Source organism: Sorangium sp. So ce834 (assembly GCF_051521425.1).
Taxonomy (GTDB): domain Bacteria; phylum Myxococcota_A; class Polyangia; order Polyangiales; family Polyangiaceae; genus Sorangium; species Sorangium cellulosum_D.
Genome location: NZ_CP150351.1, coordinates 2,260,029 through 2,283,465 on the forward strand (window position 1 = coordinate 2,260,029; position 23,437 = coordinate 2,283,465).

Genomic DNA, 23,437 nt, shown 5'->3' on the forward strand with positions numbered 1-23,437 from the left:
CAAGAATCCAGGGAGTCAGCCACAGGAGCACGGAGGGACAGAGCGCCTCTGTCTCTCTCCGTGTTCTCTGTGCCTCTGTGGTTCCGATGCTCTGTCTTTCAGCGGCGCCGCCGCGCGCCGCCGGTCGTGGATTTCGAGGAGAGGAGGGGGGATGGAACGCCTCGGGTTCGGCATCATCATCGGCGTGGGACTCGCCAGCTTGACCAGGATCACCCGTCCGACCGTCAAGAGGGCCTTGCGGTTCGGGTTCGCCACCGCCGACGCGCTCAAGAGCGCGCTCGGCGAGGGCAGGGAGCGGCTCGGCGACCTCATCGCCGAGGTGAGGGAGGAGATGGCCCGGCAAGAGCAGCGCGCCGGCGTGGGCGGCGTGCGGGCGCCCGCGCGCGCCGAGATCGAGCCGCCCGCGGCCTGACGAGAGGGTGTTCCGGTGACCCGGCCCGGACGGCCGGGAGGTGAGCCATGCCGAGCGATCGAGGGGTCGTCATCATCCACAGGGTTGTCGGGCGCGTGCGCTTTGGCGTCCCCGCGCTGCGCAGGGACCCGGCGAGGGCGGAAGAGATCGCGGAGGCGGCGCGCGCCTGCCCGAGCGTCGTCGAAGCGCGGGCGAGCGCGTGGGCCGGGAGCCTCACGGTCGAGCACGAGCCCGACATCCCGCTGGAGACCGTCCTCTCCGAGCTCGCGAGCATCCCGGAGCTCGCGGACTGCGGCTGTCACCCGCTCGACGCGCTCTCGCCCCCGCCGCCGCACTGCGCGGCGCCCGCCGAGCCGCCGAGCCCCGGCCGGACGGCGCGCCTCGTGGTCCAGGCCGCGGACCGGCTGAACGCGGCGTCGAAGGCCGTCCCGCCGCCGCAGGTCGACCTCAAGCTCCTGGTGCCGGCGGTCCTCGTCGGCTCCGGGGTGCTCCAGGTGCTGCTGCGGCGCTCCCCGAGCATGCCCCACTGGATCACGCTCATCAAGTACGGGGTCGACGCCTTCGTGGTGCTGAACCACGCCCGCATCCAGGGCTTCCTCGCGGGCTCGGGCGCGCCCGCCGGCGGCGAGGCGGGGTGACCATGGCAGCGCTCCTGTCGAGCGGGACCGGCGCGGTCTCGGTCGCCCACACGATCCACGGCCGGGTCCGCCTGCGGCTGCCGCGGCTCGGGCGGGACGAGGCGTTCGGCCCGCTGCTCGAGGCGGGGCTCGCCGCCGTGCCGGGGGTCCTGTCCGTGCGCATCGCCGAGGGCGCGTCGAGCGCCGTCGTCGAGCACGACCCGCGGATCGTCGACGTCGGCGCCATCGTGCGCGCCGCGGCCGAGGCCTCCGCCGCGCCGGCCCCGCGGGGGGCGCTGCGCGCCGCGCGCGGCGCCAGGAAGGCGCGCCGCGCGTCGGCGATGGCGAAGCGCCCGCTCTACCTCTCGAGCGCCGGCATGCTCTTCTCGCTCGGCTTCGTCTCGCCGCTCCTCGCGTACCCGTTCATCGCCGCGACGTGCGCGCCCATCTTCAAGCGGGCGTGGGACTCGGTGGTTCGGCAGCGCAAGCTCAACGTCGACCTGCTCGACAGCCTGGCGATCGCCTCGGCCGTCGCGACCGGCGACGCCATCAACGCGGCCGGCATCATCTGGCTGGTCACGCTCGGCGACCACATCCGCGATCTCACCCAGGCGCGCGCCCGGCGCGCGATCCGCGGCCTGCTCGGCTACCAGCAGGACCTCGCGTGGGTGGTGCGCGGCGACGCGAAGGTGCAGGTCCCGGTGGCCGAGCTCGCCGTGGGAGACGTCCTCGTCGTCTACACCGGCTCGGTGATCCCGGTCGACGGGACGGTCACGGACGGCGACGGGCTCGTCGATCAGCAGACGCTGACCGGCGAGTCGATGCCGGTGCTCAAGGGCCCCGGCGACCGCTGCTTCGCGGCGACCGTCATCAAGGACGGCAAGCTGTACATCCGCGCCGAGCGCGTCGGCGGCGACACGACCGCCGCGAGCACAGCGCGGCTCATCGAGAACGCGCCCGCGCTGGAGACGCGCGCGCAGAACTACGCGGAGGTGGTGGCGGACCGGCTCGTCCCGCCGGCGCTCGCGTGCTCGGCGGTCGTGTTCGCGGCGACGCGGGACCTCGGCCGCGTGTCCGCCATCCTGACCATCGACTTCGGCACCGGCCCGCGCGTCTCGGCCCCGACCACGGTGCTCGCCTCGATGAACGCCGCGGCGCGGCGCGGCATCCTCATCAAGGGGGGCGCGTACATCGAGAAGCTCGCGCGGGTGTCGACCGTGGTGTTCGACAAGACCGGCACGCTGACCTCCGGCGTGCCCGAGGTGACCGACTTCCTCGTCCACGACGCTCTGCCCGAGCGCGAGGCGGCGACGCTCGCCGCCGCGGTCTCCGCGCGGCAGACGCACCCCGTCTCGCAGGCCGTGCTCCGCCTCGCCGAGGCGTGGCGGCTGTCGGTCCCGGACCGGGAGGAGTCCCGCTACCTCGTCGGCCGGGGCGTGCAGGCCAGGGTCTTCGGCAAGGTCGTCCAGCTCGGCAGCCCGCGCTTCATCGAGGAGCTCGGCGTCTCGTGCCGCGCCGAGGCCGGCGCGAGGCAGGCGCTCGAGGCGACGGCGAAGTCGCTCCTCTTCCTCGCCGTCGACGGGCGGCACGTCGCCACGCTCGCCTACCGCGACGCGATCCGGGCCGAGAGCCGCGCGACCATCCGGAGCCTGCGCGAGCGCGGGATCGACGACATCGTCATGCTGACGGGCGACAGCCGCGAGGTGGCCCGGCAGGTCTCGCTCGAGCTCGGCATCACCCGGTACTTCGCGGAGATGCTGCCCGAGGACAAGGCGGAGATCACACGGCGGCTGACGCAGGAGGGCCGCACGGTTGCGGTCGTGGGGGACGGCATCAACGACTCCCCGGCGCTCTCGTACGCCGACATCGGCATCAGCGTGTCCGCGGGCGCGGAGATCGCCCGGGAGACGGCGGGCGTGGTCCTCGTGGAGGACGACCTGTCGAAGCTCGTCGAGGCGATCGACATCTCGCGCGGCGCGATGCGCATCATCCACCAGAACTTCTCGATGATGCTCGCCGTGAACGCGGTCGCGTACGCGCTGTCGATCCCCGGTCTCCTCAACCCGGTCGCGGCGACGCTCATGAACAACGGCTCCGCGGTCCTCGCCTGCGTGAACGGCGTCCGTCCGCTCATGGCGGCGCCGCGCAGGGCGGCCCGCGCCCGCCGCCGGTGAGCCGGCGCGGCGCGCGGGCCCAGGCGGCGGCGGGCGCGCTCCGCCCCGCGCGGCGCCGCGGCCGGGTATGCGCGCTGCACGGCGGATGAAATGGCCGGGATGGGGAGCGAAATGCGCGCTGAATCGAGGTCCCCCGCCGCGCCGGCGCGCGCGGCGCGCCGGGCTGTGCGCGGGCTGCCGGCCGCGGCGCTGGCGGCGGTGATCGGCTGTGCCGACTGTGCTCAGCCGCCCGCCTCGCCGCACGTGACGGCGGCGAGCCCGGAGGAGGCGGGCCGGTACCTGATCCTCGTGGGCGGGTGCAACGACTGCCACACGCCGGCCTGGGATCGATCGAGCGGCAGGCTCCCGGCCTCGGAGTGGCTGACGGGCAACGACGTCGGCTACCGCGGTCCGTGGGGGACGAGCTACGCGGAGAACCTCCGGCTCGCCGTCCAGGACCTCAGCGAGGACGCCTGGGTGAGGATGTTCCGCGCGGCCGCCGGGCGCCCGCCGATGCCCTGGCTCAACTACGCCACCATGCACGAGCGCGACCTCGTGGCGATGTACCGCTTCATCCGGAGCCTCGGCGCGAAGGGCGCCCGCGCGCCGCAGGCGGTGCCGCCGGGAGAGGAGCCGGAGACGCCGTACATCCTCATGGTCCCACAGCCGCCGGCGCGCAGGCCGTAGCGGTCCCCGGGCCGGCGCGCGTCAGGGGCGCAGGCCGCCGAGCGACGCCGGCGCCGCCCGGCTCCCGGCCGGCGGCTCGCAGGGCAGCTCCACCGTGAAGCGCGCGCCCTCGCCCTGGCGGCTGTCGACGCGCACCGCGCCGCCGAGCGCCTCCACGATGGTCTTCACGACGTGGAGCCCGAGCCCGAGCCCCCCGAAGTGGCGGCTCGACACCGCGCGCTCGAACCGCTCGAACACGTGGGGGAGGCGCCCGGCCGGGATCCCGATGCCCTGATCCTGCACCACGAGCTCCGCCGCGCCGCCGTTCCGCGCCACCGAGATCTCGATCGGCTTGCCCGCGCCGAACTTGAGGGCGTTGTCGAGCAGGTTCGACACCACCTGCTCCAGCCGGCTCCGGTCCCACGAACCCACCACGGACGGCTCGGCGCGCACGCTCACGGGCGAGCCCGACTGCGCGACGCGCTCGCCGAGCCGCTCCACGACCTCGTCCACGACCTCCGCGAGGTCGACCGGCTCGACGTGCAGCTCCAGCCGGCCGGTGTGGAGCTGCGAGACGTCCAGGAGATCGTCGATCAGCCGGGTGAGCCGCTGCACCTGCCGATCGATCCTGTGCAGGGCGCGCCCGAGGCGATCGTCGGGCGCGTGGCCGTTCCGCCGGAGCAGCGCCTGGATGCCGAGGCGCAGGGAGGTGACGGGCGTGCGGAGCTCGTGCGACGCGATGCTGAGGAAGTCGTCGCGCATGCGGACCGCGTGCTGCGCCTCGCGGTAGAGGCGGGCGTTCTCCAGGGCGATCGCGATCTGGTCCGAGAGGAGCTCGAGCACGTGGACGCGGTCGCGCGTGAAGGCCTGCGTGGTGAGGTTGTTCTCGAGGTAGACCACCCCGAGCCGCGCCTCGTTCCGCTGGATGGGCAGGACCAGGACCGACCTCGATCCGCCGTCGGCGAAGCGGGGATCGCGGCCCTGCTCCGGCTCGCTGGCCGCGTCGTCGAGCACGAGCGTCTCCTGCGCCCGGTGCGCGTGCTCGACGACCCGCTGCGGGACCTCGCGCGACCGGCAGAGCGGCGCACGCTCGATGGAGACCGGGGCGGCGACGGACCCGAGGGCCCGGACGAAGAGCTCCCCCTCTTCCTCGAGCACGAGCGCCCCGCGCTGCGCGCCGGCGGCCTCCAGGCAGACGCCGAGGAGCTTCTCGAGCAGGCGATCGAGCACGATCTCTCCGGAGAGCGTCTCGGCGGCCTTGAGCAGGCTGAGCGCGTCGAGGGCGACCGCCGGCAGCCGCTCCTCGGCGAGCTCGGGCTCCCCGTAGGGCCCGGAGAGCCTGAACTCGTCCGCGAGCGCGCGCGCCTTCTCCGAGGCCCCCCACCGGGCGAACCCCTGCCGCGCGGCGCGCAGGTACAGGGCCGCGATCCGCGCCCGCCCGAGCCCGTGATAGAAGCGCCCGGCCAGCTCGTTGCCGAGCGCGTCCAGGTGGACGAACCCCCCGCGCGCCGCCGCGTCGACGGCCTCGTCGTACCGCGCGCCGGCGAGCTCGAGCTTGCGCTCGACGCGGGCGATCTCCGCGTCGACGAGGAGGCGCCGCGCGAGGAAGTTCTCCGCGCAGCCCGACTCCCACCCTTGCAGGACGCGCCGGAGGTCGGCCGCGCGCGCGAGCAGCGCGGCCCGCTCCGGCGCGTCGACCTCATCGCACCGCTGCAGCAGGGTGAGCGCGGTGTACAGCGCGTGCTGGCACTCGGGGATGTAGCCGCTGATGAAGTGGATGCACGGGACCGCCGCGTCGGAGTGCGCCGTGGCCTGCGCCAGATCCCGGTACACGTAAGAAGCCTGGAGGCGCAGGACATGGTACACGCACCTCGCCGGCGGCTCCTTCTGCGCCGCCTCGAGGAAGGCCGCCTCGTCGAACTCGGCGTCGTCGGCCACGCCTCGGCTCCTGGTCAGCCCCTTGAGGCACCGGATGGTCTGCCGGTAGGCGAGCTGGTAGAAGAGCGTCGACTTGTTGCCGGTCTGCCGGCTGAACGCGATCGCGTCGTTCAGATCGACCAGCACGCGATCGAGCTCCACCCCTGCGGCGAACGAGTGCTCCACGAGCCCCGTGCGCGCGTAGGAGGTGAAGCGGAGCTCGCCGGACGACAGGCCCAGGGCGACGATCTCGCGGAACGCCCCCGCGGTCGAGGCGAGCGGCGCGACCCACGGGCGAACGAACTCGTTGACCATGTACCGGGCGATCGTCTCCTGGGCGCGATCCTCGAACCGCCGCGCGAGCTCCACGGCGAGCCGGCCGAAGCCCTGGGCGCTCCGGAGCTCGCCCTCGGCCGAAAGGAGCATCGCGTACCCTGCGTAGGGGAGGATCGACGCGCTCGAGTTGCCGTGCTCCAGCGCGAGGCGGACGCCGAGGGAGGTGAGGAGCAAGAGCTGCTTCCGGTCCGCGAACCAGGCGGGGGCCACCATCTCGGCGAGGAGCCTCATGTGGGCCCGCTCCTCCGGCCTGGTCGCGCGCGGCAGGTCGACGAGCGACTCGGGCGAGCGCGCCCCGAGGTGCCCGCGGATGGCCCGCCGCTGCGCCGCGATCTCCTCGTCGAGATCCGCCGCGGGCAGCTCCACCCCGAAGTCCGCGCGCAGCGCGTCGCGCCCCCAGCCGAGCGCCAGATCGTGCTCGCCGGTGATCGTCGCGCTCATGATCCGGAGCGCTTCCAGGTCGACCCTCTCGGGGATCGACGCCGCGTGGCGGAGCCCCTCGTCCACGAGCGCGCGGGCCATGGCGTGCCGATCGGTCAGCGCGGCGCACTCCGCCGCGTCGCGGTGGAGGGAGAACCAGAGCGCGTAGCACGAGCGCGGGGCGCCCTCGGGCAGCAGGCGGAGGCCGCTGCGGAAATACGCGAGCGCCGGGCCGTAGGCCGCGGCGCGGCGCGCCTTGAGGCCGGCGCGGTGGTTCAGCTCCGCGAGGCGGCCGCGCCGCTCCGGATCGATCGGCGCCGGGCCGAGGTTCAGCTGATCCACGGCGTCGAACAGCGCGCCCTCCGCGCCGCCGCCCGGGGAGGCCTCGAGGAGGAAGCGGCCGATCTCGAGGTGCAGCTGCCCCCGCCGCTCCGCCGGCGCGAGCTCGTAGGCGGCCTGCTGGACGCGATCGTGGGCGAACCGGATCGCGAGCCCCGTGCCGCGATCGCGCGCGCTGTCCGGCAGGAGGAGGCCCTCGCAGAGCGGCTTGCCGAGCGACGCGAGCGCCCCGTCGACGGACCGCCCCGACACCGCCGCGACGATCTCGAGATCCGCGCGCTTGCCGATGCACGCCGCGATCTGCAGGAGCTGCTGCGTCTGCTCGGGCAGCTTGCGGACCGACTCGGCCATGAGCTGGACCACGTTGTCGGTGGCCCCGACCCGCTCGATCCGGCCGAGATCCCACGTCCACGTCGAGCGGCCCGCGTCGAACAGGAGCAGCCGTTTCTCCTGGAGCGAGCGGAGGAGCTGGCGGATGAAGAAGGGGTTGCCCGCGGTCTTGGCGAGGATGAGCTCCGCGAGCGGCCGCGCCCGCTCCGGCTCGCAGCGGAGCGCGCCGGCGAGCAGCGCGACGATCGCCTCGGCGTCGAGGGGGCCGAGCGGCACGCGGGTGGTCGGGATCTCGGCTCGCCGGAGCTCCTCCAGCGCCTCCTGGAGCGGGTGCATGAGGCCGACTTCCTTCGGCCGGTACGCCGCGATCAGCAGCACGTGCCGGCTGCCTGGATCCGCGGCCAGCGCGCGCAGGACGCGGAGCGACGCGGCGTCGCTCCACTGGAGATCGTCGAGGAAGATGGCGAGCGGCGGCCGCTCTGCGGCCACCGCGCGCACGAAGTCCTGGATCGCGAGCAGGAAGCGGCTCTCCGCGCGCCTCGGATCCGCCGCGGGCAGCTCGGGCAGAGCGGCGAGCAGGTCGGCGAGCTCCGGGCAGAGCTCGGCGAGCGCCCGGCAGGGCGCGCTCGCCGCTTCCCTGAGCGCTGCGCGGCTGTCCTCCGGCTCGGCGCGGAGCGCGGCCGCGAGGGCGCGGAGCGCCTCCGCCAGCGAGGCGTAGGGCACGTTGGCGGCGCGCAGATCGAACTTGCCCTCGATGAACCGCCCGCCCCGCTCGGCGACCGCGTCGCCGAGCCCCCTGACGAGGGCGGTCTTCCCGATGCCCGCCTCTCCGGTCACCAGCGCGAGCTCCGTGCGGCCCTCCGCGGCGCGGGCGAGCGCGCCGTGCAGCGCGGCGAGCTCTCGCTCGCGCCCGAACAGGCGCTCGGGCAGCGGGAGCCGCCGCGCGAGGTCGAGGCGTCCGAGCTCGAACGGCGCGACGTCGCCCGCGGCGAGCCATCGCCGCCGCGCCTCGCGCAGGTCCTCGGCGAGGCTCTCGGCGCTCTGGTACCGCAGCTCCGGCATCTTGGCGAGGAGCCGCTGCACGATCTCGGAGAGCGCCGCCGGCACGTAGGGGCTCACCGCGTGCGCGGGCACGGGGCTCCTCGCCACGTGGGCGTGCACGAGCGCGAGCGGATCGAGCTCCTGGAACGGCGGCGCGCCGATGAGCATGGCGTAGAAGGTCGCGCCCAGCGCATACAGGTCCGAGCGCGTGTCGACGAACCGGCCCGTGCGCCCGAGCTGCTCGGGGGACAGGAAGGGGAGGGCCTTCAGCTTCTCGAGCTCCAGGGCGCCGGGCGCGCTCGTGAGCTCGGCCGCGTCGGCGAAATGGACGAGGGTGACCTGCCCGTCCGCGCCGAGGACGACGCGGCTCGGGGAGATCGCTCGGTGAACGACGCCGCCCGCGTGGATGCGCGCGCAGGCGTCGGCGAGCGCGACGGCGACGTGGAAGAACGCGTCGAGCGCGAGCGGCCCTCGGCCGAGCCGCCGTTCGAGATCCTCGGGGCCTGCGTCCTCGAGGAGGAGCGCGGGCGCGCTCTCCGGGCCCTCCAGGGCGAGCGGCCGAGCGATCCCCGGCACGTCGAGCCGGCGCAGGAAGGCGTGCTCGCGCAGCAGCAAACCCGCGGCGCCCGGGGCCGGAGGGGTCCCGCGGACGGTCTTCTGCACGACCGCCCTGCCGGCGAGCGTGAGCCTGCGGAGCCGAAAGCGGCCGCAGCGGTGAATCTCGGTCGTTTCCGCCCGAGCCATACGCGTCCCCCTCGCGCGCTTCACGGGAGCATAAGGCCGGCTGCGTGTGTGCGCTAGCCGAGAGGGCTTCGGGCCTCACGGCGTCGCGGGAACATCGGTCGACTCTTCCCCTTCGGCCTCAGCCCTCCTCGGGCCGGGGAGCCACGCGGCCTCCTCGGCACATCGATGCTCGATCGGCCGCCCGCCGCGCTCAGGGCTAGGGTCAGCGCCGAGATGTCGCTCGTCCGGCTTCCTCTGCCGACGCGCGAGACCCCGGCGCACCCTTGGCGCCTTTGGGCACCCTTGGCGCCCTTTGGATCGAACGTCGTTGAACGGGCGCTCGATGTAATCCCGTCCGATCCCTGGCGGCGCGCGCTTGCTCGCGCTGCTCCGCGAGGCGCGCTGGGCAGCGCTTCCGGGCGAGCGCGCGGGCTGCGCGACCTCGATCAATCCAGCGAGCGAAGGTGCTAGAATGAAGCTGCGCATGTCCGGGGTGGGCCGCTGCCCCGCGCCGGTGCGCGCAGCGGGGAGCTTCGATGAACGCACCTGTGGTCGCAGGGGACGTGATCGCCGAGAAGTACCGGGTGGACCGGGTCCTGGGCGGGGGCGGGAAGGGGATGGTGGTCGGCGCCAGCCACCTCGTCCAGCCCGAGCGGGTCGCGATCAAGCTCCTGGTCGGCGACTCCAGCCCTGCGCTCGTGGAGCGGTTCCTCCGGGAGGCGCGCGCGGCGGTGCGGCTCAGGGGCGAGCACGTCGCGCGGGTGCTCGACGTCGGCCAGCTCGACTCGGGCGTCCCGTACCTGGTCATGGAGCACCTCGACGGCCGCGACCTCGCCGAGCTGCTCCGCGATCGCGGCCAGCTCGAGATCTCGGAGGCCATCGATTACGTGCTGCAGGCCTGCGTGGCGATGGCCGAGGCGCACGCCGCGGGGATCGTGCACGGCAACCTCGATCCGGCGAACCTGTTCCTCACGACGACCCCCGGCGGGGCGACGCTCCTCAAGGTAGTCGACCTCGGCGTCTCGACGGAGCCGTCCTCCGCGGGCGACGACGGCGCGGCGGCGCAGGAGGGGCTCGGCGTGTCCCTCTACGTGGCGCCGGAGCGGCTGCAGCCGTCGCGCCCTGTCGATGCGCGCGCCGACATCTGGTCGCTCGGCGCGATCCTCTACCGGCTCCTGACGGGGCAGCCGCCCTTCGATGCGCGCTCGCCCGCCGATCTCGCGCTGCGCGTCGCCAGCGCGGAGCCGGCGCTCCCGAGCGCGCTCCGGCCCGACATTCCCCCCGTCGTCGAGCGCGTGCTCCTCGGCTGCCTCGCGAAGGACCCGGCGCGGCGGCCCGCGAACGTGGCCGAGCTGGCGATCGCGCTCGCCCCCCACGCGCCGGTGGGCAGCCAGGATTACGCGCAGCGCGCCGCGCGCATCCTCGGCGCGACGCTGCCGCCGCGCCCCCGCGCCTCGCTCCCGACGATCGGGCTCGGGCTCAACGCGAAGCCGCGCCCCGCGCCGCGCCTGCTGCAGGGGGCCGAGCCGGGCGCGCCGGCGCTCTCGCGGACCTTCCAGCAGGAGACGCCGCACCTGGCGCGGCACACGACGCGCCTCGCGCTCCTCGCGGCCGTCGCGTCGCTGCTCGCGATCCTCGGCGTGGCCGCGGCGCAGCTCAAGTGAGCCGGCGCCGATCGCGCCCCCGCGACTCCGTCGAGGATCGCCGCCGGAGCTCGCCTGGTGCGCCGTGACGTCGGCGCGGGGCGGGCAGGGAGCAACCGGGCGGGCCGCCCCGTCGACGCCGGACGCCCGCGCCGTCGCGCGCGCTGGACCTCGCGGCCGCGCCGAGAAAACGTGACGTCGGCGTAGACCGGCTGTCGTAGTATCCGTCGCATGCCGCATTCTCTCCCACATTCCGGGGGCGGTTCCGCTCCGCCCGGGCGCATCGGCAAGGTCGCATTCCTCGGGTATGGCCGCTTCGGCGCGGCGCTCGGGTCGCTGCTTGGCGACGCGGGGATCGCGGTGCGCGCGCTCGACCCGAGCGCCGAGATCCACGGCGCCGCGCGGGCCGGCTCGCTCCCGGAGCTCGTGGATGGCGCGGACCTGGTCCTCGTCGCCGTCCCGGTGCCGGCGATGCGCGAGGCGTTCGTCTCGCTGCGGCCGCACCTCGCGCCGGGGCAGATCGTGGCCGACGTAGGCAGCGTGAAGACCGTGCCGGCGCGCGCCATGGCCGAGGCGCTCGGCGAAGGCCGGCCCTGGGTGGCGACGCACCCGCTCTTCGGCCCGGCGAGCCTCGCCCGCGGCGAGCGCCCGCTGCGCGTCGTCGTCTGCCCGAACACCGCCCACCCGGACGCGGTGCGCCAGGTCGTCGCGCTGTTCGAGCGGATCGGCTGTCAGGTGCTGGAGCAGGCCCCGGAGGAGCACGACCGGGTGATGGCCTTCACGCACGCGCTCGCCTTCTTCATCGCGAAGGGCATGCTCGACGCCGGCGTGCCGGCGGGCGCGCCGTACGCGCCGCCCTCGTTCCAGGGCATCGCGCACACGATCGAGACGGTGCGCGTCGACGCCGGGCACCTGTTCGCGGCGCTGCACCGCGAGAACCCCTTCGCGGGCGAGGCGCGCCGCCGGCTCATCAACGCGCTCCTCGCCGTCGATCGCACCCTCGACATCCCGACCGAAGACGCCGCGCCCGAGGACCTCGCCGCGCTCTCGATCCCGGATCTCGGCTCGCTCTCCCCCGAGCTCCGCGAGACGCGGGAGCTCATCGACGAGCTGGATCTGGAGCTCGTCGAGCTGCTCGCGCGCCGCTCCGAGCTCGTCCAGCGCGCCGCCCGGGCCAAGGCCACGATCGGCGCCGCGGTCCGTGATCCCTTGCGCGAGGCGCGCCTCATGGAGTCGCGCCGCCGCCGCGCCGCCGAGCTCGGCCTGGACGCTGACGGGGTCGCCGAGGTGTTCGAGGTGATCCTCCGGCACTCGCGTTCCTTGCAGGAGCGGCGCTCTTCCACCTAGCCATCACCTGGCCACGCGGCGGCGCGGCGCGCAACGGCGCGCTGGGCGAACTCCTCACCACGGAAACACGACGGACACACGGAGGGGCACGAGAGCCGCGCCGCTCCAGTCCGCCTTTCGGGTCGGCGCTCGCTTCCGCTCTCGCGCGCACTGCCGCATCGGTTTCGCCTCTCGTGGTCCGGGCGCGTTTCGCGCGGATTTCCTTCGTGGTCTCTCCCGATTCGCGATCTCCCTCACGGCGTTTCGGAACCTCTCGGAAGCTCGGAAGCTCGGAAGGCAAGCGCTCCTCCGAGGGCGCCGCGAAATCCTCTTTTCACGCCGGCGCGCTTCGGTGTAGCGTCCGTGTGCGGGGATTATGGAGCAGCATCGGGACCCCCCTTATTGCCACTGCAGGCGAGACCTGGGTCGCGGGTAAGACAGCGCCTAAACTACGATACGGGCTCGTCAGTGCAGTTCAGGGAGGGCTGGAATGGATCAACGGAGCGGCCATGCGCAGGAGGCCGAGCGTTTCGGGGCTGGTTGCGCCGGGAGCGCGGTCCGCGCGCGCTCGACCGCCGCCGGTGGGGCCTCCCATCGCGTGGGCAGCGGCGCCGGCAGCCGCTCGGTCGCGACGCAGCGCGGCTCCGTCCTCGGCCGCGCGGTCGCGCCGCGCCGCTCGGACCACATCGTCTCCATGGGCCTCCTCGAGCGGAACCCTGGAGCAGGCGCGGCCGGCGCCGCCCGAAAGCGGTGGACACCGAAGCGTTCCTGAGGATGCTGCGAGGCTGGCCGCGGCGCTGACGCCGGGCAGGAGGGCAAGGAGACGCGGGATGAGGGCAGACGTAGGCAGGGTCAACATCCTCGTCGTTGACGACAGGCCCGAGCAGCTGCTCTCCCTGGAGGCTGTCCTCGCTCCGCTCGGCGAGAACGTCATCAAGGCGGCGTCCGGCGGGGAGGCGCTCCGCTGCCTCCTGCAGGAGGAGTTCGCGGTCGTCCTCCTCGACATCAACATGCCGGAGATAGACGGGTTCGAGACCGCGACGCTCATCCGCAAGCGGCGGAGCACGCTGCACACCCCGATCATCTTCCTGACGGCGCACAACGATCGCGTCTATGTCGAGCGCAGCTATTCGCTCGGGGCCGTCGATTACATCATGACCCCGTTCGCCCCCGAGGTCCTCCGCACCAAGGTGTCTGTCTTCGTCGATCTCTTCAAGAAGACACAGAAGATCAAGCTCCAGGCCGAGTCGCTGCGCGCCCACGCGGAGCAGCTCCAGCGGCTCAACCGCGCCGCGCTCACGATCAACTCGGCCCTGTCGCTCGACGCCATGGTCGCGGCGATCACGGAGGCGGCGCGCGACGTCGGCGGCGCCCATCACGTCATGACGCTCGTGAAGCTGGAGAGGCCCGGCGAGCGGGCGCGGACCGCGGTGTCGCTCTCGGAGCGGTACGCCACGTTCCAGCAGGAGGCGCCGCCCTCCATCGCCGGCAAGCTGTGCGCGTACGTGTGCGGCAGGAACCGGCCCCTCCGGATGACGCAGCTGGAGCTCTCGCAGCACCCGGAGTGGCTGGACGACGGCGGGCAGAGGCCGCCGCCGCGGGGGTACCTCGCCGTGCCGCTCACCGCGGCCGACGGCCAGAACATCGGGATCATCCAGCTCTCGGACCGGCGCGACGGCGAGTTCTCCGACGACGACGAGACGGTCCTCGTGCAGCTCGCCCAGCTCGCGTCCATCGCCATCCAGAACTGCGTGCACGCCGAGGCGCGCGAGGCGAACCGCCTGAAGGACGAGTTCCTCGCCACGCTCTCCCACGAGCTGCGCAGCCCGCTCAACGCGATCCTCGGCTGGACGCACCTCCTGCGCAGCGAGCCGTTCGACGAGCAGCGGGTGTCGCACGGCCTCGAGGTGATCGAGCGCAACGTGGCCGCGCAGACGAAGCTCATCGAGGATCTCCTCGACGTCTCCCGGGTCGCGACGGGCAAGCTGCGCATCAGCGCGGCGCCCATGGCGCTCGCGCCCGTCGTGGAGATCGCCATCGACGCGATCCGCCCCGCCGCCGAGGCGAAGGGGCTCACGATCGACGTCTCGCTCGATCCCCTCGTCGAGGTGAACGGCGACGCGGATCGGCTGCAGCAGGTCGTCTCGAACCTCACGGCCAACGCGCTCAAGTTCACGCGCCCGGGGGACCATATCCTCGTCTCGCTCCGGCGGGCCGGCGCCTACGCGGAGCTCACGGTGCGCGACACGGGCGAGGGGATCGCGCCGGACTTCCTGCCCTTCGTCTTCGAGCGGTTCCGTCAGGCCGACAGCACGAGCCGCAGGACGCACGGGGGGCTCGGCATCGGGCTGTCGCTCGTGCGGCACATCGTCGAGGCCCACAGCGGCTCGGTCGTGGCCGAGAGCCCTGGGCTGCAGAAGGGGTCGACGTTCGTGGTCCGGCTCCCGCTCCTCGGGGTCGAGCGCAGCTCGCTGGCGGCGCCGGCGAAGGAGGGGCGCTCGCGCTCGTTCTCGCCACCGGAGGCCGCCTCCGATCTCGGCGGGCTCCACGTCTTGCTCGTCGAGGACGACGCGGACGCCAGGGAGCTCCTCCAGGAGGTGCTCTCGCAGCACCGCGCCGAGGTGACGGCCGTGGCCTCGGCCAGCGAAGCGCTCGCCGCGTTCTGCGTGGCCCGCCCGCACGTGCTCGTGAGCGACATCGCCATGCCGGGCGAGGATGGCTACGAGCTCATCCGCACCATCCGGCAGCGCCCGCCGCACGCCGGCGGCGATTTGCCCGCGCTGGCGCTGACGGCCTATGCTCGCAAGGAGGATCAGCAGCGCGCGCTCGACGCCGGCTTCCACATGCACGCCACGAAGCCGATCGAGCCGGCCGCCCTCGTGGCCGCCGTGGCGAGCCTCGCGGCCAGAGCCCGCGCCGGCGAGCTCACCTGCCCCTGGGAGCCAGGCTCTGGCGACGAGGTCAACCCGTGACGGGCGAGGGGAGCGGAGGGCAGCCGGGCGATCTCCCGCCCTACCGTTCGGCCGGGGACGCGCCGTGCGGTGGGCGAGCGTCGTTGGTCAGGAGCGCCGTCGCGCCCCTCGCGCACGCACACGACACCTGATTCGGACGCCGCGCCCGAGCGAGCACGACACCTGATTCGGACGCCGCGCCCGAGCGAGATCGAGCGGATCGATATCGAGTCTGGTCCGGCGCGCCCGCGCTCATGAGCGGGACAAAGGCGCTCGTCAGGTCGGTCCGGCAAACTCCCATCCGTAATTTCCCGGACCCTCGACCTGAGCGGCCCCATCACGCGGTCATCCAGGAGGCGAGCAGAACGTCACGATGGCTGCCGGGCCCGGCGCCTGGCCGCCTGAGCCTCCGCGGGCTCGTCCATCGACATCGACCGCGGCGTGGCGACCCGAGGCGTGACGAGCGGTAGGCCTGGGACTTGCAGCGCACTCCGCGGAACATGTCCCCCTGGGCCAGACGCGGAGCCAGCCCCACCGCGGGGAGCCGGACGAAGCGCGCCCGCACCGCGGTCGGGCCGCGGTTGCGTGCTGCGCGCCGGCGGTGCTCCTCCACGTCGAGCACGCGCACGCGAGCACGCATGGGCTCATGGGGCTTCACCTCGGGAGGTTTATCCGTTATAGCGGATGCCGCGTCAAGCGCAGTCGCTCTTCATACTTCACATGCGCTCGAGCGCGCATCGGCGAATGTGCTTGACCGGCGCGTGCTCGCGGTGGCCCACGCACATGCAACGATGATGCAGTGAGACAAAAAGCTTGCGTAATCCAGTATGGTGGCCTATCATCCACAATAACGGAATCACCATCGAACCGACACCGAACCATTGCAGGTGAACGCGCTCGCGCGGCTTGCGAGCGCACATTCGCGCGATTTTCGGCGTGAATTGAGTCGCCGTGGCGGTGTGGAGCGGTGATCGGCGTGTGGCTGTGCCGCGCGATTCTTTGGGGGGGAACAACCCAAGGAGAGAACAATACATGAAAGCTTCGATGAGCATCTTTGCGAGCGCGCTGCTGCTTGGCGCGACGATGATGATTGGCGCCGGATGCGGCGATGACGAGGACACCGGCAACACCACCGGGACGACCAGCACGACGACCAGCTCGGCGACGACCGGCTCCGGCACGGGTGGCGGCGGCGGCGAGGGTGGTGAGGGTGGCGGCACTGGCGGCGCTGGCGGCGGTACTGGCGGCGCTGGCGGCGGCACCGGCGGCGCTGGCGGCGGCACTGGCGGCGCTGGCGGCGGCACCGGCGGCGCGGGCGGCGCTGGTGAGGGCGGGGCTGGCGGCGCCTGAGCCGAGCGCGTCCTTGATGCGTTTCCCCCTCCCGAACCGCAATGCGGGGGGAGCGGGATCGAGCCGATCGTAGCTCGAAGGGGATCACGGGAAGGCAGGGAGACGGAAGGTACTTTGCGTCCTCCCTCCTTCCCGTGAGATCCGGAGCACCCTCATCTCAGCTCATGGACCCTCCGGCGCCGGTTTATCCGGTCTGGAGGGTCTCTGCGTCTGGCGCTCTCTGCGCTGGTGGCTGCGCGGTGCTGCCGCGCTGTCACGCGCCGTTCGCGCTGCCGCGCGCCGCTCTCGCGTTGTCGCGCGCCTCCGCGCTCCCACGCGTCTCGGACGGAGCCCGGCGGGCAGCTCCCAAGCTATGCATCATTTGCGGCCCGCCCTGAATCCGGCGTCATGGGTTCGTGGCGAGATCTCCATCGCGTCGAGCCGGCGATGCGTTGCCCCGGCCCATCCCCGGTTCATGGTCGCCGCGCAGCGAGGGCCAATGGCGGCGTCTCCCGCGGAGACGGTAGGCCCGAGACGAGGGGGTTCGTCGCGCGGCGCGGGGAGGGCCGATGTTCGAGGGCCGCTGTCTGACCCCGGTTGAGCGCGCTCCTCCGGCCTTGCCGGAGGGCGCTCGCAGACGAGCCCGGCGGGGCCCCGCGCCGCGCGACGAACACCCCTTCGTCGAGCCCGGCGCTTCGGCACCACCGTGGAGCGGCGCACCCGCGCCGCGCCGTTCGAGCTACCGTGCGTCGCGTGCGTCGCTGCAGCGCCTCAGCTCGCTCCAGGGGCTCTCCGCGTCGCGGTTGCAGGCGCGGAGCTCCTCCGTGAGGCGAGCGACCTCTGCCGCGAGCGCCTCGTTGCATCGCCGGAGATCGCTCGCAGTGCTCTGCACCTCGCGGTAGCGCAGCGCGTTGTTCACGGCCACCGCCGCCTGCGACGCGAGCAGCCCGCAGGGCTCGAGCTGCCCCGCGCGGAACGCCCCGGCGCCCGCGTCGCTCTCCGCGTAGAGCACGCCCGTGAGGCGGCCCTGGTGCGTCATGGCGAGGCACAGGATCGACCGCGGACCGGCCTCGAGCAGGTAGGGATCCTGCGCGAACCGCTCGTCCGCCGCCGCGCTCGCCAGCACGACCGGCTGCTGCGTTTGCGCGACGTGCTGGATGACGGCGACGGCGAGATCGGACGCGCACTCGAGCGGCATCGCAGCGTCGAGGCGCACCCCCTCGGCGTCGGCGGCGAGCTCGGCCTCGACGCCCAGCGCGCCGTCGCGCGCGAGGAGCAGCACGGCGCGCCGCGCCCCGGCGATCTCGCGCAGCACCCGGAGGAGCCGCTCGAAGAGCCGCTCGAGGACGAGCTCCCCGTGGAGGGCGCGCGAGGCGCGGAAGATGGCGAGCGCATCGAGCGAAGGACGCTGCGTGCTCGCCGGGGGAGCGGCCTCCGGCGGCCGGCTCGCCTGCCCGAAGAGCGTCGTGCGCGCCACGAGGTGTGGGTACTTCCGAGACAGCTGTCGCACTTTGGCCGTCGCGCCCCACCGCAGGTAGGCCTCGTGGGCGTCGGTCATGTAGACGTGGGCGATCCGCTCCCTCCCGCTCGCCAGGTGGAACTTCGCGCAGAGCTCGCTGGCGAGCGCCTCGTCGCGGACGAACCCGTTCACCTTCGCCGCCTCGATCGCCTGATCGTAGAGCTTCATCGCCGCGAGCTCCTCGCCGGCGGCGCGCGCGGACTCCGCGCGGACGAGGAGGTGCTTGTGCCGGTAGTTGTCCGGGCACCGCTCTGCCCACGCCGCGAGCCGATCCCGGTAGTTCGGCACGGAGACGGGGGTCAGCTGCCGGCCGCGCGACAGCGCGGGCGAGAGCAGCGTGAGGCAGGTGTAGAAGAACACCTCGGTCGCGAGGTGATCGTCGACGCGGCCCTGCATCTTCGCCTCGGCGAGCGAGCCCATGCGCATCGCCCCCTCGTAGTCCTCGACCAGGAAGCAGACCTGCTGGCGCAGCGCGTAATGGATGAGCGCGACGGCGCCGTAGGCCGGCGCCGAGATCTTCTCCTCGTACGCCGCGGTCGCCTCGTCGACGACGGGCTCCGGCGCGCGCGACGCGCCGACCGGCGCCGTCGTGCTCATCAGGTCGTCGAGCGCGCGGCGCACCCCCGTGAGCGCCGCCAGCGCGAGCTCGTCGCGGCCGCGCTGCACCAGCTCGAGGAACCCGTCGACCTCCGCCCGCACGGCCGCGCACTCGTCGCCGAGCCCGAGGCGAACCAGGGCGGTATGGACGCACGTCTGCGCCACGTACGAGGGATCGCCCGCCCTGAGCCCGGCCTCGTGGGCTTCCTTGAAGAGGTCGAGGCTCGAGAGCAGGTGCTTGGTGAAGACGCTGATGTGCGCCCCGAGCACGAGGCGCAGCCGGCACGAGAGCTCGTCCTGTCCGGCCCTCTCGTTCATCTCGAGCGCGAGCTCGCCGACCTCGTAGGCCTCGTCGTAGCGGCGGAGCACCCGCGCGGCCATCCAGGCGTAGGCCATGTAGCCGTACGGGGAAGCGCCGCCGTGGCCGTGCTCCAGCGAGAGGTTGACCTGCCTGGCCGCGATGAAGGTGCAGAGCGGCGGGCAGATCCGCGCGGCGGGCATCGTCAGCGCCATGAGGAGCCGGAGCGCCGCGCGGACCCGGGCGTCCGACGTCTCGGGCTCGTCGAGCAGATCGCTGAGCCGGCGCGTGCCGAGCGCGGCGCGCGCCGCCGCGAGCTCGGCCTCCGCGGCCGCCTTCCGCGCCGGCCCGTCCTCGGGGAGGGGGACGCCGAGCATCGCGAGCGCCGTCTTCCCGAGCGCGATCGCCTCCTCCAGCCGGCCTTGCGCGGCGCACACGGCGATGCGCAGCTCGTACGTCCGGGCGCGCTCCAGGTCCGAGCGCGCCTCCGCCGCGAGCACGTCGAGCAGCGACCCCGCGCGCTCGAGCTGGCCGCCGAGGTACGCGCACTCGGCCGCCTCCGCGTGCAGCGAGAACGCGAGCTCGGGGTCCTCCTTGAAGCTCCCGTCCGGCAGCGCCGAGAGCCCCGCCTCGAAGAAGCCGGCCGCCTCGGAGGGCGCGCCCTGCTCCTTCGCCTTGCGGCCCGCCGCCAGGCTCATCGCGGCGAGCTCCGCGCGCCCGTGCGGCGCGACGAGCGGCGGCGCGAGGGCGTCGAGATCCCACGAAGCGGCGTCGGGGCGCGCGTCCCGGCGCTTCAGGTACGCCTCGAGGTCGACCTTCATTACCTGCGCGCCCGGATAGCGCTCGTCAGCCGATTTGCACAGGAGCTTCATCGCCATCTCCGAGGCGATCGCGGAGGGGCGCCGGCAGCGGGGTCGGAGGTGCCGGCGTGGGTGTCCGCGCGGTGGCCCCTTCGCTCGCTGGGAGCTCCGTCGTGATCGTAGATGGATGGGGGGTCATGGAGGGGCCATCGTCGCCCGCGACAGCGGGCTCCTCCAGCGGCGCGACGTCCGCCGGAGTCGTGCGTCAGCATTCTACCCCAAGTGGGCAGGGGTGCGCTACTGTGGCAGTGTGCCGGCTTTTCTGGGCTGCGCTCGCCACGCGCGCAGGAGCTCGGCCTCGCGCTCCGGCGAGAGCCCTGCCCGCGGCTTGGCTTGCCGCTCCGGCGGAAGAGTCTTCCACCACGACAAAGTGTCCTTGACCGTTTCCTGTACGGCCCGGAACGTGAGCCCCGCTTTGCGCGCGCGCTCGGTGCTGCGCAGGTGAAAGGCTTGGGTCTCGCCCTCTGCGGGCGCCCAGATCGGCAGGTCGACCGGCTCGCCGCCCGGCTTCTCGAGGAACTTCGCGCTGACCCAGGTGAAGCGCGCGTTCGCGCCGCTGCCGAGCGCGGCCTTGCACGTGTCGAGCAGCCCGCCCATCGTGAGCGGCTCGCCGGGCCCGGTCGCGTTGAAGATGCCAGTGGTCCGGGCCTCGACGACGGCGACGAGCCACGCGGCGAGATCGCGGACATCGATGATCTGGATCGGGTCGAGCGGCGTGCCCGGGGCGAGGACCTCACCGCCCCGCTCGACGCGAACGGGCCAGTACGTGAACCGGTCGGTCGGGTCTTCGGGCCCCACGATGAACCCGGGGCGGACCCTCGTGACCCGGCCGGGCATCGCCGCCTCGGCGGCCTGCTCGCAGAGCGCCTTGAGAGGGCCGTAGTTCTCGAAGTCCTTGCCCATCGTCTCGACGGTGGGGTCCGCCATCGTCGCGACCGGGGCCGTCTCGTCGGCCCCCGGGGTCGTGTGGGTCGCGTAGGCGGAGAGGCTCGAGATGAACACGTATTGCTGCACGTTCGGGGCGAGCAGCTCCGCGGACGCCTTGACGATCCGCGGCACGTACCCCGAGTTGTCGATGACGGCGTCCCACGCGCGGCCGGCGAGGGCCTTGAGCCCATCGCCCTTGTTCGGATCCCGGTCGCCGTGCAGCTTCTCGACATCGGGGAAGAGGTGCGGCCGCGTCTTGCCGCGGTTGAAGAGGGTGACGGTATAGCCGCGCGCCTTCGCCGCCTCGACCACGGCGGGCCCGAGGAAGCCTGTTCCACCGAGGATGAGGAGCGTCTTTTTCCCCGAGCTCCCGGAGGACACGGTCGGCTGCGGCGACGCCGGCGCGGGCGCCCGCGCCTGGCCGCCGCCTGGTGCGGGCCCGGCGCCGGCCGGCGCGGGCGGGCTGGGCCTCGGCGCGGAGGAGCAGCCGAGCGCAGCCATCGAGCCCGCCGCGGCGGTGAGCGAGAGGAAGTGGCGGCGTGAAGAGGGCATGAAGCGGTTCTATCCGATCGCGCCCTCCCGTCCCAGATGAGTTCGCGGGCCCCGATAAAGGACGAGATTTTCGTACTTCCAAGAAGTTTGAAATGGAATGGTCATGGTCCACATCCTGCAGTGTTTCCAGTCTGCCCGCGTCGAGGCGGGAGAGGAGAATGCGGTATGCGGTCTGTCTTGGGGGCGCTGGGCGCGCTCTGCGGCGTCATCTGCTGGGGAGCTGGGTGTGTTTCGGGGGCTGGGGGCGGCGCGGCGGAGGGCGAGCCGGGGCGCGACGGCGTGGATTCGATCGGGGCGAACGCGGAGCACAGATCGCCCGCAGGGATGTGCGGGACGGGTGCAGCGGATCCCGGCGGTGTGTGTCAGGACGCCGCGGCTCCGCGCGGCAGCAGCATGTCCGGCGCGGGTGGGCCGGGAGCGGCCGCTCGGGCCGAGCCGGGCTGCCGGCGGCGGCCGTTCAGTCGGCAGTTCCCCGCCACGGGCGCGACGTTGCGCGGCTTCGCCATCGACACGGCGGGCAACGCGCTGCTCGCCGGCGCCCTCGAGGGCGACGCGACCTTCGGCGGCACCCGGCTGGAGAGCGCGGGCGCGGCGGACGTCTTCGTGGCGAAGCTCGACGCGTGCGGCAATCCGATCTGGGCCAAGCGGTTCGGCGACGCCGCGGCGCAGGGCGCCATCGACGTGGCCGCGGGCAAGGGGGGGCACGCGTTCGTGCTCGGCGAGTTCACCGGCACGCTCGATCTCGGGGCGCACCGCCTCACGGCGGCGTCGCCCTGGGGCGCCGATCTGTTCCTCGCGAAGCTCGGCTCGAACGGCGCGACCCGCTGGGCGGTGCAGATCAGCGCCGGGGAGGACTCCATCCTGACCGGCACGGCGCTCGCGGCGGACGTCGACGACGGCGGCGCGCTCGTGCTCGGCAGGCTCGAGGGGACGGCGAAGGTCGCCGGCGTGCGGATCGAGCGGCGGGCGATCGGCGCCTTCGTCGTCCGGCTCGACGCTTCGGGGCGCGTCGTGTGGGTCAGCCTGCCGCCGAGCGGCGCGGACAGCGAGGAGATCGGCATCGAGGTCGACCACGACGGCAACGCGCTCATCGCGAGCCAGGACGGGCGCGGCACGGCGACGTTCGTGACCAAGCTCGACGACGACGGGCAGCTCGAGTGGCACAAGCGGTTCCGCGGCTCGTCGGATCAGCTGGAGATGGCGTTCGACCTCGCCGTGGATCCGGACGGCGCCGCGCTGCTCTCCGGCAGCGGCGTCTTCGGCGAGCCCGAGCTGCCGGGCGGCCCGCGGCCGTTCGTGGCCAAGCTCGACGACGACGGCGACGTGCTCTGGGTGAAGCGCTTCGACGCGCAGAGCCCCCGCCAGGTCGCGGCGAGCGAGGAGAGCGTGGTGCTGGCCGGCGATGCGCTGTGCGAGGCGGAGGATCCGGCCTCGTGCAGCGCGTGGGCGGCCGGGCTGAGCCCGAGCGGGGAGGAAGAGAAGTGGACCCAGCGCATCGGCGCCGACGTCCGCGTCGTCGGGCTGGAGCTGGACCCGTGGGAGAAGCCGGTGCTCGCCGGGAGGTTCCAGGGCACGATCGAGCTGGGGGGTGACGAGCTCTCCAGCGCGCAGGGCGCGCTCTTCGTGGCCCGGCTGTCCGAATCGGACTGACCCGCCCGGCGAGCCGGGTATTTCGCCCGGCGAGCCGGGTATTTCGCCCGGCGGTGTCCTCGGTCTGTCCGCGGCGCCATGTCCCCCGCGCAGGCGCTGCGGCCTCCCGCAGGCGCTGCGGCCTCCCGCAGGCGCTGCGGCCTCCCGCAGGCACCGCGGCGTCGCGCAGGCGCTGCGGCCTCCCGCACGCGCTGCGCGGGGCGGGCCCGGCTCACAGGCCGAGCGCGCGGCGGACCGCGGCGGCGATCTCCTCGGGGGTGCCGCCGATGTCGACGCGGATCGCGTCCTCCGGCGGCTCCAGCGCGGCGAGCTGCGTCGCCAGGAGACCGGGCGGCATGAAGTGATCCGTCCGCGCCGCGAGGCGCGCGGCGATCAGCGCGGGATCGCCGGTCAGGTGCACGAGGCGCATCCGCGCGGGGTCGACGAGCAGCTGCGCGCGGTAAGCCGCCTTGAGCGCCGAGCAGGCGATCACGGCGTCGCGCCCCGCGTGGAGGAGCTGGCGGATGCGCGCCGAGAGCGCGGCGAGCCACGGCGCGCGATCCCGGTCGTCGAGCGGCTTGCCGGAGCGCATCTTCTCGACGTTGGCGGCGGGGTGGAGGTCGTCGGCGTCGAGGAACGCCCACCCGAGCTCGCGCGCGAGGCGCACCCCGACCGTGGTCTTTCCGGCGCCGCTCACGCCCATCACGACCACGATCACGGGCGCCGCGCCCCTCCGGCGGCTCTCTCTCGGGCTCTCCGCATGGTGGGTCGCATCCTATCATGCGCGGCGCCGTGCCCTGCACGCCTGCCGGCGCTCGGACCACGGCAGACCGGCACGCCCCCTGCTCCGCC

At 73.6% G+C, this 23,437-nt stretch carries 13 protein-coding genes; 9 read left to right on the forward strand and 4 right to left on the reverse strand.

Annotated features, from left to right (window positions below; translation table 11 throughout):
- Window positions 1-151 precede the first annotated feature (151 nt).
- The 4 genes from WMF20_RS08195 to WMF20_RS08210 all read left to right on the forward strand — a co-directional run bounded on the left by WMF20_RS08195 (window position 152) and on the right by WMF20_RS08210 (window position 3,869).
- Window positions 152-412 (forward strand): hypothetical protein, encoded by a 261-nt coding sequence (locus WMF20_RS08195; RefSeq protein ID WP_437612138.1) that lies wholly within the window; start codon window positions 152-154, stop codon window positions 410-412.
- A gap of 47 nt (window positions 413-459) precedes the next feature.
- On the forward strand, window positions 460-1,050 hold the full coding sequence (locus WMF20_RS08200; protein WP_129573824.1) for a hypothetical protein: 591 nt from the start codon (window positions 460-462) through the stop codon (window positions 1,048-1,050).
- Between the two features lie 2 nt (window positions 1,051-1,052).
- Complete coding sequence (locus WMF20_RS08205; RefSeq protein ID WP_437612140.1) at window positions 1,053-3,203, forward strand: heavy metal translocating P-type ATPase; 2,151 nt, start codon at window positions 1,053-1,055, stop codon at window positions 3,201-3,203.
- A 111-nt stretch (window positions 3,204-3,314) separates the two neighbouring features.
- On the forward strand, window positions 3,315-3,869 hold the full coding sequence (locus tag WMF20_RS08210) for a cytochrome C (RefSeq protein ID WP_437612142.1): 555 nt from the start codon (window positions 3,315-3,317) through the stop codon (window positions 3,867-3,869).
- A gap of 21 nt (window positions 3,870-3,890) precedes the next feature.
- On the opposite strand, the gene WMF20_RS08215 is transcribed toward WMF20_RS08210, so the two are convergent.
- On the reverse strand, window positions 3,891-8,975 hold the full coding sequence (locus WMF20_RS08215; RefSeq protein WP_437612144.1) for an AAA family ATPase: 5,085 nt from the start codon (window positions 8,973-8,975) through the stop codon (window positions 3,891-3,893).
- A gap of 515 nt (window positions 8,976-9,490) precedes the next feature.
- On the opposite strand from WMF20_RS08215, the gene WMF20_RS08220 reads away from it, so the two are divergent.
- From WMF20_RS08220 to WMF20_RS08235, 4 genes are all read left to right on the forward strand, one after another.
- Window positions 9,491-10,618, forward strand: coding sequence for a serine/threonine-protein kinase (locus tag WMF20_RS08220; RefSeq protein ID WP_237245159.1), 1,128 nt, complete (start codon window positions 9,491-9,493; stop codon window positions 10,616-10,618).
- 210 nt (window positions 10,619-10,828) lie between these two features.
- Window positions 10,829-11,944 carry a prephenate dehydrogenase/arogenate dehydrogenase family protein gene (locus tag WMF20_RS08225; protein WP_129573828.1) on the forward strand — a complete coding sequence of 372 codons (1,116 nt, stop codon included), beginning with the start codon at window positions 10,829-10,831 and terminating at the stop codon, window positions 11,942-11,944.
- Between the two features lie 809 nt (window positions 11,945-12,753).
- Window positions 12,754-14,895: a response regulator gene (locus tag WMF20_RS08230; RefSeq protein ID WP_437612147.1), complete on the forward strand. Its 2,142-nt coding sequence runs from the start codon at window positions 12,754-12,756 to the stop codon at window positions 14,893-14,895.
- A 1,023-nt stretch (window positions 14,896-15,918) separates the two neighbouring features.
- Entirely contained in the window at window positions 15,919-16,224 is a 306-nt protein-coding gene (locus WMF20_RS08235) for a hypothetical protein (RefSeq protein WP_237245160.1), read from the forward strand.
- A gap of 718 nt (window positions 16,225-16,942) precedes the next feature.
- Here the strand turns inward: WMF20_RS08235 and WMF20_RS08240 are convergent.
- Window positions 16,943-19,489, reverse strand: coding sequence for a GAF domain-containing protein (locus WMF20_RS08240; RefSeq protein ID WP_437612149.1), 2,547 nt, complete (start codon window positions 19,487-19,489; stop codon window positions 16,943-16,945).
- A 225-nt stretch (window positions 19,490-19,714) separates the two neighbouring features.
- Entirely contained in the window at window positions 19,715-20,956 is a 1,242-nt protein-coding gene (locus WMF20_RS08245; protein WP_437612151.1) for an NAD-dependent epimerase/dehydratase family protein, read from the reverse strand.
- 165 nt (window positions 20,957-21,121) lie between these two features.
- On the opposite strand from WMF20_RS08245, the gene WMF20_RS08250 reads away from it, so the two are divergent.
- Window positions 21,122-22,606, forward strand: a complete 1,485-nt coding sequence (locus WMF20_RS08250) for a hypothetical protein (RefSeq protein WP_437612153.1) — start codon at window positions 21,122-21,124, stop codon at window positions 22,604-22,606.
- Window positions 22,607-22,817: 211 nt separating this feature from the next.
- Here WMF20_RS08250 and WMF20_RS08255 read toward each other — a convergent pair whose 3' ends face one another.
- A complete protein-coding gene (locus WMF20_RS08255) occupies window positions 22,818-23,303 on the reverse strand; it encodes a gluconokinase (protein ID WP_437612155.1) in 486 nt (161 codons plus the stop codon).
- Between the last annotated feature and the right edge of the window lie 134 nt (window positions 23,304-23,437).